Genomic DNA, 12,759 nt, shown 5'->3' with positions numbered 1-12,759 from the left:
TTCAAAAACACTAGATAAAGTCACGGGACGTTGATACATAGTTTATTTGGTTAATGCGGGGGGAAGGTTTATGAGTAACACGGCAAATGCATTAGTTGAAGAGGTTGATATAACACGGCGGGGAGACTCAAAAAAGCGGTCTAAAAACAGGAAGTTTATAACAGTTGGTGTTATTATTATTGCACTCATAATTGGAGGTATCAGTTATTTTCAGGCAACCCGGTTCAATTCGCAGATTACCATTAATGACACTAACGTCGGCGGCCTGACTGCTGATCAAGCAATTAAAAAATTAAAAACTGCTGAACTAGCAAACAGAGTCTATGTCGGGAAGCAGCTTATTTTAGATGAAGAAGATACACAAATGGGATTTACAGATAAAGACTTACCGGAAGTGAAGAAATTATTAAAAAGCCAGTGGACATTTTTTCCTTCCTTTAAAGCAAAAAATTTCTGGCTTATCCCTGAAGAGGCGGATCAATACCGCAGCCATACGATGAAAAAGCTTGTTGAGAAAAAACTCCTATCTTTGAATAAAAGCCTTAAAGCTCCCGTAGATGCCAAAGCGAAGCTGGAGGAGGGCAAAATTGTTATCACTAAAAGCGAAAACGGGGAACAGTATGATGTCGCCAGCCTGATGAAGGATTACCAAAAGCAGGAATATAAAAGCGATATCCACCTGAAAGCATTATTTTTAAAGCCTATAAAAGAAGACAGCTCCATTGTAAAAAACGAAGAGAAAAAGCTTCAAGAACTGCTGCAGCAGACGATTGTTTATAAGGTCCAAAATAAAGAGTATTCTTTAAAAGCCCATGAGTTAATTCAAGATGCCTCTGTTTCCAAGAATATGGAGGTTTCCATTGACCCAAGCGGGATTAAGGACAAGATTGCTGAAATAAATGATGCTCAGTCAACATTAGATAAAAACTTTACCTTTAAAACCCATTCTGGAAGAGTCATCTCAGTTAAAGGACAGGGCTACGGCTGGGCAATAGACGTTGATAAAGAAGCAACGCTGCTTCAAAGTGCTTTTGAAGAAGGGACAAAATCAGTTTCTGCTTCAAATATATACGGCCATGGCTGGAGTAATGAAGGCATCGGTTATGATAACATATCGAATAATGGCATTGGCAGCACCTATGCGGAAGTGTCCATTGCCGAACAGCGAATTTGGATTTACAAAAATGGAAAATTGGCCGTCACCACCAATGTAGTGACCGGCAAACATATCACGGGGGAAGATACCTCAAAGGGTGTGTGGTATATCCTTTATAAACGACAGCAGTACACACTTAAAGGAACGGCAGTTGGCAAAGGCGATTATGCCGTCAAGGTTAATTACTGGGCTCCATTCACCAACAGCGGACAAGGATTTCACGATGCCAGCTGGCGGAGCAACTGGGGAAGCAATGCCTACTTAACAGCAGGCTCAGGCGGCTGCGTCAATACTCCATCCAACATCATGAGTGTGGTATATAATACCCTTAGCACTTACGACCCGGTTGTTATTTATTAATGACATACAAAAAGGCAAGAGGTCCGTCCTCTTGCCTTTTTGCTTGAATTACATTAACTGCATTGTGGTAATGCATGTTGGGTCTTTTTCAAAAGTAGAGATTTCTTGCTCGACCTTTTTTCCTTCATGCTCAATCTTGATCTGATATGATTTGTCCCGCGGCAGCCATAAATCGATAAAGCCGTTAGCTGGAGTTTTAACCATTTCATCTCTTATGACATTACCATCCTCGTCTTCGATGTATAACTTAAATTCTTTATTTGCTAGTTCACCTTGACAACCTGTCAAGCTATGGTTCATTCAAGGATGGGTTTCGTTGATGTAAGGAGCAATAGAAACAAAAAACTCCTTTTCCGGCAGGTCATATGCCGTCTCGCTTCCATTACTGGCAGTTACAATAAGCTGCTGCAAGGTAATCGAAGCATTTTGAGCTTTTTTATCGCCTGCACTGTAGTCCTGGACCATTTCCTTAACATTACCTGCATTCTTTTCCGTTACAGGCTGGCTTTCTTCCTTACCTGTACCGCTGCAAGCAGCTAGCATAATGGCGGCAAAAAAAGTAACCATTATGAGTTTAGCTTTCATTCGATTCACTCCTTGTTTCTTTCCTTCTATACATTGTACCTTTTTTCTTTATTACGCGTCCACTTCCCCTATATTTGACACAAATTCTACAAATTTGGGTCTCTAATGAAAAATCCCTTAATCAAGAGTAGGGATTCAAGGGATTTTTCATTGCTATTTTATCGTGCGTTTTAAAAATGCCTTTGTGCGTTCATGGGTTGGATTGTTGAAAATTTGCTCGGGGCTTCCATCTTCCACAATTACACCTTTATCCATAAATACCACACGATCTGATACCTCTCTTGCAAATTCCATTTCGTGTGTAACAATTAACATGGTCAGACCTGTTTCAGCCAGTTCCTTCATGACCTTCAACACTTCTCCTACCATTTCAGGGTCAAGAGCCGATGTCGGTTCATCAAACAGCATCACATCCGGCTCCATTGAAAGGGCTCTTGCAATAGCAACCCGCTGTTTTTGACCGCCTGATAACTGTTTCGACTTGGCATTCACATATTGATCCATACCAACGACTTTTAAAAACTTTTTCGCTACAGTTTCTGCTTCTTCTTTCGAGCGCTTTAATACTTTTACCTGTCCTACCACACAGTTACTTAAAACATTGTGGTTATTAAATAAATTAAACTGCTGAAAAACCATACCAAGTTTTGTACGATAAGCGTGAATATCGTGTTTATGGTCTAAAATATTTTCTCCATGGTAGATAATTTGGCCGCCGCTTGGTTTTTCTAATAGATTGATACAACGAAGAAGAGTAGATTTCCCCGACCCTGAAGAACCAATGATACAAACAACTTCTCCTTTTTTCACTGAGAAATCAATGTCCTTCAATACCTCATGTGAACCGTAGGATTTGCTTAAATGCTGTATATCAATTACTTTTTCCATGTATGCCTCTCCTTCGTATTTACAAAGCTTTCGTTCCCGTCATGCTGTAGTTTTCCGGTCCATCTAGTTTTCTCTCAAAATAACGCAGGATTAATGTTACGCTAAACGTCATAACGAAATATAGAACACATGCAACAAAGAATGGTTCAAAATATTTGAAGCTGATGCCGGCCACTGTTTTGGTCTGGAAATATAATTCCGTTACACCAATGACGTTCAGTACGGACGTATCCTTAATATTAATAATAAATTGATTGCCAGTTGCTGGTAAAATATTGCGAATGACTTGCGGCAGGACAACATTCAGCATCGTCTGCATATGATTCATTCCAATTGCCTGTGCTGCTTCAAACTGCCCCCTGTCGATAGAAATAACCCCCCCGCGGACAATTTCCGCCATGTAAGCTCCCGTATTAATGGAGACAATCACAAGGGCCGCTACTGTTACGTTCATATCGATGCCAAAGGCTAATGCAGAACCATAAAAAATAACCATTGCCTGGACAATCATCGGTGTGCCGCGGAAAAATTCTATATAGATTGAAAGAATTAAATTTACTAATTTTAAGAAAATCCGTTTTGACTTATTTTCAGGCACCGGTATTGTCCGAATGACCCCTGCCAATAAACCTATAATAGCTCCAACTATCGTACCAATGATTGACACAAAGAGTGTCATTCCTGCCCCGCGAAGAAACATGGGCCAGTTGTTAGCAATCATGGTTAATATATACTCTAAGCTCATCCTTCTCCCCCTAAATTGAAAAAAATCGGCTGCAAAAGATGCAGCCGGTATTTACTTCATTATTCTGCAGCTGGTTGGTTCTTAACCGCAGTATCCATAATACTTTGACGTTCTTCCTCGGAGATACCTGCTAGAATTTCATTGATTTTCGCTGTTAAATCGCTGCCTTTTTTAAGGCCGACAGCTACGGCTGTATCAGCTGGATCTGCTTTAAATCCATCCTTAAATTCGATCATGGCAAAATTCTTGTTAGCTGCAGATGCACTGATTCCTTCAGGACGTTCAGACACATACCCGTCAATGATGCCAGATTCAAGCGCCACACGCATAGCCGGGAAATTGTCCATTGCCGGGAGTTTCTTAACCCCTTTAATTTGGTCGATTACCGCATAGTGAGATGTATTTAACTGTCCTGTTACTTTTGCCCCTTTGAAGTCTTGAATCGAAGTTGCACCTTCATATGGCCCGCCTTTTTTTACCATCATGATAAAATGGGATGTGTAATAGTTATCCGAAAAGTCAATAGTTTGCTTACGCTCATCTGTCGGGGACATACCGGCAATAATGGCATCCAATTTACCTGAAGTTAATGCTGGTACAAGGCCGTCCCATTCTGTTTTGACAATCACTAATTCTTTTCCTAAACCTTCAGCAATCTTCTTCGCAATTTCAACATCGTATCCGCCCGCATATTCAGCATTGCCTTGAATTTTAACCGCACCGTTAGAATCATCCACTTGGGTCCAGTTAAATGGTGCATATCCAGCTTCCATTCCTACCCTAAAGACTTCTTTTTCTTTTTTCGCTGATTCATTTGTTTTTTCCGACTTGTCACTTGTACCACATGCTGCAAGCAGAAGCATCATGGCGAAAGAAAGCACAAGTACTAATGGAAATTTTTTTCTCATAATCAATTTCTCCTTTTCCTTTGTAGTTTAATAGATTTTATAACCTAAGTCGGCAGATTATTCTATAAGTTGGACTATTTCATCTATTTTGATTATTTATAAAACAAAAAGAGACCTAAGATAAACCTAGGTCTCGTGTACATTTCTGCCCTAAAGTCCTCTTCTTCTCCCAAATGAGATAGCACCCCTCAATAAACCGGGAATTGTTTATTGAGACAGTCCTGCAGTTCTTCACTGCAGACCCAGCCAGTAATCCTGAGATAATTACAAGCTTCGGCGATATTTCCTTCTCCCTAGAATCATAGCTTCTCAAACTCCCCAAGGGACTGTTAAATAACGCGCCTCTACCTCACTAGTAAAAGTGAGGTCCTATTAAATTTTATATATTATATCGTATAACATGTTCGTGATACTGTCAAGCAGCCTTCGCCGAAGTTTGTAAAGAATTGTCGAAATCACGGGTATTATTTACTATATCAGCAGTGAGGCAATAATAAGCTTAAGCTGCTGCCTAATCTCAACTTTCCCTTCATTTTCTGGACAGAACTTTATCTTACTGAGTGCTATTTTGTCCTAGGTTTCACTTTGTTGGTAACCACAAGGATTTCAAGAAATATCCATTGCTCAAATCTGTTTTAATTTTTATAAATATAGTAGTATGTAACCAAAGCAAATTACATTTAGTTCCTACAAAAGCTAAAAGCACAGAAAGGAAATAAACGAATCCCATGAAATGTATTTCGATTGATTTAGACGGTACGTTATTAAACTCGCAGCAAGACATATCGGAAGAAAATTTAAAAGTCTTAAACGAATTGCAGGATCAAGGTCACTGCATTATTTTAAACACTGGCCGTGCTTTTGCGGATGTGATTAAATATCAAGCCATACAACAATTAGACGTTCCGATTTTTTGTATCAATGGCTCTGTCTTATATTCCAAAACTCGAGAGGTGTTATATGAAGCAACGATCCCTGTCTCTATTTATAAAGAAATCCTTTCGATTTTAAAAGAATTGGGCGCAGGCATACTTGTTTATACCAATTACGGCGGTTTCCCTTCGACTTTACCGCCATTGCACGGTAAAAGTAAAGAAGAGCTTAATGCCTTTTTCCGCGGTTACAATTATGATGAAATACTAGAACAAGACAACCTGAAAATTTTCAAAATCATCGCCTTGGTTTCGGAGGACGAATGTGAAAAAATTGAGCCGGTAAAAATGGCATTAGCCAATATGTTTGACATTACCAAGGCTTCTTCCTTTCCGAATAATCTAGAGATCACATCAAGCGATGCCCATAAAGGGAAGGCTATTTTGCGATATCAACAAATGATGAATCTTTCCTTTGATGAAATTATTGCAATCGGTGACGGCGGAAATGACCTCGCTCAATTCGAAGTCGCAACGACATCGATCGCGATGGGTAATGCCCCTCTGTCTATTCAACAACAGGCAGATATAATCACAAAGACCAATGATGAAGATGGCTTTGCCTACGCAATGCGTGATTTGCTGAAATTAACACCACCTGCAAAAGATGCTGTGCTTTCGCCCCAATGATTAATAGCAGCATTCCTAGAGCAATAGCAGTGGAAGAACAAGAATCCATTAATTCCTTGATAAGCTGTGGTAACCATCGGCAAACCTAACTTTACAATAGAAACTTTTAATTCTTTTGCGATTGAAAAAATAATTGGAACTAATAATACAATGGTAACTTCAAGAAATAATGCAATACCTACAATGGATTCCTAATAATAATACGACAATGAATGAGACAAGGTATAACACTCCTAAAAGTTCCATTTAGTGGCAGGCGATTGAAGCCTTGTGTATAATTAAAAACTAGATTCATAGAAGGAATTTGGAGTTGACCAGTATGAAACAACAACTGGGTTTTTCACATTTCATGACAAATAAATATTGGGTTATTATTATTGCCGTGTTTTGCTCCATTTTATGGGGGAGCGCTTTTCCTGTATTAAAAGTAAGTTATGAAGAGCTAGGTATGGCGGGAGATGATTTATCTGCCAAAATTGTTTTTGCCGGTATGCGTTTCATGCTGTCAGCTCTGCTGCTGCTGTTGATCGTATTTTTTATTGATCGCAAGGCACTAAAAATAAGCTGGCGACAACTGCCTGCCATTATTGGTTTAGGACTACTATCAACAAGTTTATCTTATTTCTTTTTTTATAACGGATTGGCTCATACATCAGGAATGAAAGCGGCTATTCTAAATTCAAGCGGAGTGTTTTTCGTTGTTTTTCTAGCGCATTTTGTTTACTCGAATGACCGGCTTGACGGGCGCAAGTTATTCGGTTTTTTTACCGGATTCGGAGGTATTGTCCTGGCAAACTGGGGCCAGGATGCTTCACTAACTTTCACCTTTACCGGGGAAGGGTTTATGCTGTTATCGGGATTGGCAGGTGCTTTTGGAACCTTTTTATCTAAACGCTTGGCCGCTAAGATACATCCTTTCGCCTTGACAGGATGGCAAATGCTTATCGGTTCACTCCTCATGCTGATCGTTGGGATACCAAACGTTGCCCCCAATGCGATGACATTTACAACAAATGCTTGGCTGCTCCTTTTCTATGCAGTTTTTTTATCCGCGGCAGCCTTTGCTTTGTGGACTTCGCTGTTAAAGTACAATAAGGCTGGAGAAGTTTCACTTTATAAGTTTGTAGTACCTGTTTCCGGAACCATTCTATCAGCCATATTCCTGCCTGGTGAACATTTATCGATGAACACAGTCGGCGCACTCCTCCTTGTCGCCGCCGGCATAACAGCTGTGAATAAAAAAAGAAATAAAGCCCCGATAATGATCAAACGACAAACGAAGCAGGAAGTTTATAAATAAATGGTACCTGACACTGCATTGGTGTCAGGCACCATTACTCTTGCAACTTTAATACTGATTTCATAGTTTATTCATAAATTGTTCATTTTTAGGAGGTAAGATGAGTACATGAAACGGATATGATCTTTTTCATAGTCTTTCAACCCCCTATATATTTTTTTCTTCCGGCCTAGAGCCGGATTTTTTGTTTGGGCAATGGAATGATTCCACAAATATGGACAGGCACCATCCTACATAAAAAATCCTAATTGACTTTACTGCTAAGCTTCGTCAACTGCCTTGACCAAAAAAACCTCAGAGAAGAAGTCTTTTTTTATCAGCGGCATCGTTATCCCAACCTTCATTAACTCATCACCGAAATAAGCCTGATCGCCATTATTTATTCGGTATTTTACCAAAGGATGTAACCCGGATAACTTAAGACGAAACAAGCGCGGGTTCGGTGTTGAAAGAACTTTATAGTAAAAAACAACCGCTAGGTTCTGCGTTGGTGCCACATACATCCAGGCAGTGTCCATTCCTTCAAATGGGCTTATCAGCCTGAACAAATCCCCGAAACAAACGAGCTTCTGGATTTGGTGATAATACTGAATTCCCCTCCTAATTTCCTTCCTTTCCTTCTCACCAAGCTTATCGACTTTCATTTCAAATCCTAAATTTGCCGCCATGGCGACAGCTAATCTCATTTGTAATGGAGTGATCCTTCCTACTTGCTGATTTGGCACATCAGAAACATGGGCTCCCATCGTAATCGCTGGGTAAACAAGGCTTGTTCCATATTGAATTTTTAACCTTTCCACTGCATCTGTATCATCACTCGTCCAGGTTTGCGGCATGTAATACAGCATCCCAGGATCAAAGCGCCCGCCACCACCCGAACAGCTTTCAAACAAAATCTCAGGAAACCGGTCTGTCAATATTTCAAGAATTCGGTACAAGCCAAGCATATAGCGATGGGCGGTTTCCTTTTGCCTTTCGGGAGGCAGCGCGGCAGAACCGACCTCCGTCATATTTCGGTTCATGTCCCATTTCACATAGGTAATCGGCGCACTGCGGAAGAGCGTTGTGAGGGTTTCGATCAACCAATCGCAAACATCTTCCCGGCTTAAATCAAGCACAAGCTGATGACGCGATAGCGTCCTATTTCGACCTGGGACATGCAGGCACCAATCTGGGTGGCTGCGATATAAATTGCTGTCTGGCGAAACCATTTCCGGCTCTACCCAGAGTCCAAACTGCATCCCCTTTGCTTGAACATATTCAGCTAATCCCTTTAAACCATGGGGCAGCTTTTTCCGATTTACCATCCAATCCCCCAGCGAGCTTTTTGCATTGCTGCGGTGTCCGAACCAGCCGTCATCAAGAACAAACAGCTCAATTCCCAAGTTAGCTGCAGTATCCGCAAGGTGTTTTAATTTTTCCTCAGTAAAATTGAACCGCGTTGCCTCCCAGTTATTGAAAAGAACGGGTCGGACCTTATCACGGTATTTACCGCGGCACAGTCTAGTTCGCAATAATCGATGAAACGTTCTTGACATGCCGCCGAGTCCTTCTTTAGAAAAAACCATAAGAGCTTCTGGCGCTTGAAATGTTTCCCCTGGCTTTAAGATCCAGATAAAATCAAACGGGTTAATTCCAATTGCTAGTCTAGTAGTTTCATATGGATCTACTTCAATAGCTGCTTGGAAATTTCCGCTATACACTAAACTAACCCCATAAACATCACCATACTCTTCGCTTGCATTCTTAGAGAGCAATGCTAGAAAGGGATTATGCTGGTGGCTGCTTGCACCTCTGGCAGAAGAAATCAGTTGAGTTCCGCGGATTAGCGGCTGTCGTTCGATATGGCGCTCCCTTGCCCATGTTCCATGAAGATGCAGTAAATCCCAATTAGTGTGGTGAAAATCGACGGACATACTCATACATTTATGTATTTTCACTTGATGAGAACCACGATGTTCAAAGGAAGCAGATCTGGTGATGACATCAAGGTCCCGATAAATAGTATAAAAGAGATTTAGCCCTACCCCAAGCTGGTAATCCACCATGGTGATGACTAATGTATCCGCCTCATCCTCGTCTTCAACATAGGCAGACGGCAGTCCATCTAAACGAGGCTTTCCTTGAAAAATTTCATGAGAATCATAAACAAATTCAGTAATTGTTGAGCCGTCCCTGGTTCGGAGCTGATATGCTGGTGACCTGAAATCCCCGTTTCCAAATGCCGGATACTCCTGCGGCAGAGTATCTAAAGAAAATTGTGTATCCTTTGGTTCGTTGGTTGGAGAAAAAGCCCGGCTCTTGCAGGTAAGGATTGAAGCTGGCTGGAGCGTCTGAACCCGGCTTCCCCAATACAAATGGGCAGGATATTTTCCATGGACGATTTGAATGACATAACTTATCCCTCTGTTATATAAATGAAAAATCCTATCCTGTTTATTCCACTCTATCGGTATAATAATCCACTCCCAACAACGTTTTTTACTCCTATAATATTTCGTTTAATAATTAAACAGCACTAAAAGATATTAATTTCAATTCTCTGAGAAAATAAAAAAAGGAAGCTGGTCATAAGCAGCTTTCCTTTTTTATTGAACGTATTTACCCTTTTTTAACAAATTCCGATTTTAACTTCATTGCGCCAAATCCGTCAATTTTGCAGTCGATATCATGGTCCCCATCAATCAAACGGATGTTTTTAACTTTGGTGCCTTGTTTTAAAACGGATGAACTCCCTTTTACTTTAAGATCTTTGATAACTGTTACGGTATCACCATCATTTAAGACATTTCCATTTACGTCTTTGAATACCTTTTCATCTTCCCTATTTTCCGATGCTTGTCCAAAAGCCCATTCATGACTGCATTCTGGACAAATCAAAAGGCCTCGATCCTCATAGGTGTATTCTGAATTACATTTTGGGCAATTCGGCAATTGACTCATTAATCTTCCCCCGCTTGTTAATTCTTTTTGCAATGAACCCACAAAAAGACAACTTAAAAAGTTGTTTATTTAATAACTTTATTCATTGTGAATCTTTATCCATTTCTGGTTATTATAAGCCAAATTGCACAAATAGTAAAAAGAATGACCTTTAATGTAAATGCCTGAGTCCTGGTGCGTTAATGCTTTAGCACATCAAGGGTCAAGCACCAATACTCTCGTAGACAGGCTCTACGTGACCCAAATTGCTAAAAAAAACTAACCGTTCGGGGGCACGTAGACCAAAACCAGTCTCTGAAACGTCACTATTAAAAACAGTACCTCCACCAATGCTATATAACCGGATAATACGGCTCATACCTTGGATTCGCATAATATGGCGGACGCGGGCCAATTAGCGGTATTTTCACAGGCTGCTGATTAGAATTATAGACAACCTCCTCCTTTTCCTTTGAATCGTTTACTAACAATAACTTTGCTTCACGGCTCAATTGATAATAATACTGCACAGCAAAAACCTCCTAGAACTTCTTTTTTTACACTATTCCACTTCCCCCAGCATTGAGCCCGTACACAAGCAGTATGACAGGCACTTGACCTGCCCAGATTACATACAGTAACGGGAATATGTTTTTTAAAGGAGGCTCACCATGACTAATGATCATCACCAGACGCCGCCGAATCAGGATTACCCGATGTACCCCCACTATGGAAAAATAACCCGTTATGAAGATATTCCCATCACGGTTCCGGAACAGCGTCAGCTTCGCCAGCCGGGCGTTGAAAAATTAATGGTACCGCGGCCAATTATCGAGAATCCAAATTATCAAGGAAGCGGAAAACTGAAAGGAAAAGTCTCGCTGATTACCGGAGGAGACAGCGGCATGGGGGCAGCAGCCGCGATTGCTTTTGCGAAAGAAGGCGCTGATGTTGCCATTGCCTATTTAGATGAGCATGAGGATGCCAATCGAACCAAAACGCGGATTGAAGAACTGGGGCAGCGGTGTTTATTATTACCGGGGGATCTTAGAGAAAAACAGCAGTGTATCCATATTGTCGAAAAAACGATTCAAACATTCGGCAAACTTGATGTACTTTGCAACCATGTCGGAATCCAATTTCAGCAAGCAAGCCTGCTGGATATTACCGATGAGCAATTTGACGATACTTTTAAAGTAAACATCTACTCCCATTTTTACACCACCCGTGCTGCACTCCCGTACTTAAAAGCCGGCAGTTCCATCATCAACACCGCTTCTGTGGTCGCCTATTATGGTCATAAACAATTGCTGGATTACACAGCGACGAAAGCAGCAAATGTTGGATTTACCAGGGCTTTGGCACATAATCTTATTGACAAAGGCATCAGGGTAAATGCCATTGCTCCCGGACGCATATGGACTCCACTGATTCCATCAAGCTTCTCTGCCGACCAAGTTGCCCTCGCAGGCAATCCGATGAAACGGCAAGGACAGCCATTTGAAGTCGCCCCGACTTTTGTCTACCTTGCCTCCGACGACTCTCGCTTCGTTACCGGACAAATACTTCACGTAAACGGCGGCCAGATCATGTCGTCTTAGGAAGCGGAACCCCCTGCTTCCTTAGTCTTTTATTAATATATCAATCGTCTTACAAGCTACACAAAAAGTCGCTAATGAGTATACTGCCGCTTGTAAGCCAAAAATAAAAATGGCACTTCCAAAAATAACAACATTAAATAAAAGGACATATTGGCCAATAGTAAATCTTGTACGTCTACTAAATAGAATCGCCATAACCTCTGTCCCATCCAGGCAGCCGCCAAAGCGAATGATAATGCCTACACCCAATCCTAAACAAATTCCGCCAAAAATAATGACAAAGACTGGATTATTAGTGATGGCAGGTATAGGTTCGAGTAAATTCGTTCCTATTGTTAGAACAAATATAGCGAAAAAGCTTAAGGCGAAAAATCGTTTCCCCAGGAAGGCATAACCGATAAAGAAAAATGGAATATTTAATAACAACAATAGCAGGCCTATTTGAAGACCGGTAATATGGGATAGAATAATACCAATTCCGATGACCCCGCCGTCAATTACATAATTTTTGATTAAAAATAATTGCAATGAAATAGCTACTAGCAGGGCGCCCAAACAAATGAAACATCCCCTCCTATAAAATGACATATAGCTTGACCGACGATTATCTATGTAGTAGATTAATTTTTTTCTAAACATAAGGTCCCCTTTTCCCCATGCCACCATAGTATTAATAAAATATATTCTCCTAAAAATGGAAACATTCGCTGCCGAAAAAAAAAGAGTGCCTTC

General features: G+C 40.8%; 12 protein-coding genes, 1 pseudogene and 1 riboswitch. Of the genes and pseudogenes, 4 read left to right on the top strand and 9 right to left on the bottom strand.

All coding sequences use genetic code 11. The features are described 5' to 3' along the window. The first annotated feature begins 70 nt into the window (after nucleotides 1-70). Nucleotides 71-1,516 carry a L,D-transpeptidase family protein gene (locus tag IE222_RS17040; RefSeq protein WP_191274842.1) on the top strand — a complete coding sequence of 482 codons (1,446 nt, stop codon included), beginning with the start codon at nucleotides 71-73 and terminating at the stop codon, nucleotides 1,514-1,516. Between the two features lie 48 nt (nucleotides 1,517-1,564). Here the strand turns inward: IE222_RS17040 and IE222_RS17035 are convergent, their stop codons facing one another. The 4 genes from IE222_RS17035 to IE222_RS17020 form a co-directional block, all read right to left on the bottom strand. Beyond that, nucleotides 1,565-2,101 (bottom strand): CueP family metal-binding protein, encoded by a 537-nt coding sequence (locus tag IE222_RS17035; protein WP_191274840.1) that lies wholly within the window; start codon nucleotides 2,099-2,101, stop codon nucleotides 1,565-1,567. Between the two features lie 153 nt (nucleotides 2,102-2,254). Further along, nucleotides 2,255-2,989, bottom strand: coding sequence for an amino acid ABC transporter ATP-binding protein (locus IE222_RS17030; RefSeq protein WP_191274839.1), 735 nt, complete (start codon nucleotides 2,987-2,989; stop codon nucleotides 2,255-2,257). 19 nt (nucleotides 2,990-3,008) lie between these two features. Then, nucleotides 3,009-3,734, bottom strand: a complete 726-nt coding sequence (locus IE222_RS17025) for an amino acid ABC transporter permease (RefSeq protein ID WP_191274836.1) — start codon at nucleotides 3,732-3,734, stop codon at nucleotides 3,009-3,011. A 59-nt stretch (nucleotides 3,735-3,793) separates the two neighbouring features. Further along, nucleotides 3,794-4,642, bottom strand: a complete 849-nt coding sequence (locus IE222_RS17020) for a transporter substrate-binding domain-containing protein (RefSeq protein ID WP_191274834.1) — start codon at nucleotides 4,640-4,642, stop codon at nucleotides 3,794-3,796. A 171-nt stretch (nucleotides 4,643-4,813) separates the two neighbouring features. Continuing rightward, nucleotides 4,814-4,997: riboswitch (Lysine riboswitch) on the bottom strand. A 373-nt stretch (nucleotides 4,998-5,370) separates the two neighbouring features. Here IE222_RS17020 and IE222_RS17015 point away from each other — a divergent pair. Beyond that, nucleotides 5,371-6,204, top strand: coding sequence for an HAD family hydrolase (locus IE222_RS17015; RefSeq protein ID WP_191274832.1), 834 nt, complete (start codon nucleotides 5,371-5,373; stop codon nucleotides 6,202-6,204). Between the two features lie 38 nt (nucleotides 6,205-6,242). On the opposite strand, the pseudogene IE222_RS17010 reads toward IE222_RS17015, so the two are convergent. After that, nucleotides 6,243-6,389: pseudogene (locus tag IE222_RS17010) on the bottom strand (GntT/GntP/DsdX family permease); the annotation flags it as partial. A gap of 134 nt (nucleotides 6,390-6,523) precedes the next feature. Here IE222_RS17010 and IE222_RS17005 point away from each other — a divergent pair. Further along, a complete protein-coding gene (locus tag IE222_RS17005) occupies nucleotides 6,524-7,504 on the top strand; it encodes a DMT family transporter (protein ID WP_191274830.1) in 981 nt (326 codons plus the stop codon). A gap of 260 nt (nucleotides 7,505-7,764) precedes the next feature. On the opposite strand, the gene IE222_RS17000 is transcribed toward IE222_RS17005, so the two are convergent. The 3 genes from IE222_RS17000 to IE222_RS16990 all read right to left on the bottom strand — a co-directional run bounded on the left by IE222_RS17000 (nucleotide 7,765) and on the right by IE222_RS16990 (nucleotide 10,956). Then, nucleotides 7,765-9,960 (bottom strand): alpha-galactosidase, encoded by a 2,196-nt coding sequence (locus tag IE222_RS17000; protein WP_191274953.1) that lies wholly within the window; start codon nucleotides 9,958-9,960, stop codon nucleotides 7,765-7,767. Between the two features lie 145 nt (nucleotides 9,961-10,105). Further along, entirely contained in the window at nucleotides 10,106-10,447 is a 342-nt protein-coding gene (locus IE222_RS16995; protein WP_191274952.1) for a zinc ribbon domain-containing protein YjdM, read from the bottom strand. 332 nt (nucleotides 10,448-10,779) lie between these two features. Beyond that, nucleotides 10,780-10,956, bottom strand: a complete 177-nt coding sequence (locus IE222_RS16990) for a hypothetical protein (RefSeq protein WP_191274828.1) — start codon at nucleotides 10,954-10,956, stop codon at nucleotides 10,780-10,782. A gap of 186 nt (nucleotides 10,957-11,142) precedes the next feature. Between IE222_RS16990 and IE222_RS16985 the strand changes: the two genes are divergently transcribed. Further along, on the top strand, nucleotides 11,143-12,027 hold the full coding sequence (locus IE222_RS16985) for an SDR family oxidoreductase (protein ID WP_308435611.1): 885 nt from the start codon (nucleotides 11,143-11,145) through the stop codon (nucleotides 12,025-12,027). Between the two features lie 21 nt (nucleotides 12,028-12,048). Here IE222_RS16985 and IE222_RS16980 read toward each other — a convergent pair whose 3' ends face one another. Continuing rightward, nucleotides 12,049-12,666, bottom strand: coding sequence for a YitT family protein (locus IE222_RS16980; protein ID WP_191274824.1), 618 nt, complete (start codon nucleotides 12,664-12,666; stop codon nucleotides 12,049-12,051). Between the last annotated feature and the right edge of the window lie 93 nt (nucleotides 12,667-12,759).

It is taken from the genome of Neobacillus kokaensis (assembly GCF_014656545.1).
Taxonomy (GTDB): domain Bacteria; phylum Bacillota; class Bacilli; order Bacillales; family Cytobacillaceae; genus Neobacillus; species Neobacillus kokaensis.
The sequence above is the reverse complement of the archived record's forward strand: the minus strand, read 5'-3'. Positions and strand labels throughout refer to the sequence as shown.

Excerpts from the sequence above, each read along its gene's own strand:
- IE222_RS17040 (WP_191274842.1), top strand. The coding sequence starts at position 71 with ATGAGTAACACGGCAAATGCATTAGTTGAAGAGGTTGATATAACACGG.
- IE222_RS17030 (WP_191274839.1), bottom strand. The coding sequence starts at position 2,989 with ATGGAAAAAGTAATTGATATACAGCATTTAAGCAAATCCTACGGTTCA.
- IE222_RS17025 (WP_191274836.1), bottom strand. The coding sequence starts at position 3,734 with ATGAGCTTAGAGTATATATTAACCATGATTGCTAACAACTGGCCCATG.
- IE222_RS17020 (WP_191274834.1), bottom strand. The coding sequence starts at position 4,642 with ATGAGAAAAAAATTTCCATTAGTACTTGTGCTTTCTTTCGCCATGATG.
- IE222_RS17015 (WP_191274832.1), top strand. The coding sequence starts at position 5,371 with ATGAAATGTATTTCGATTGATTTAGACGGTACGTTATTAAACTCGCAG.
- IE222_RS17005 (WP_191274830.1), top strand. The coding sequence starts at position 6,524 with ATGAAACAACAACTGGGTTTTTCACATTTCATGACAAATAAATATTGG.
- IE222_RS16995 (WP_191274952.1), bottom strand. The coding sequence starts at position 10,447 with ATGAGTCAATTGCCGAATTGCCCAAAATGTAATTCAGAATACACCTAT.
- IE222_RS16985 (WP_308435611.1), top strand. The coding sequence starts at position 11,143 with ATGTACCCCCACTATGGAAAAATAACCCGTTATGAAGATATTCCCATC.
- IE222_RS16980 (WP_191274824.1), bottom strand. The coding sequence starts at position 12,666 with ATGTTTAGAAAAAAATTAATCTACTACATAGATAATCGTCGGTCAAGC.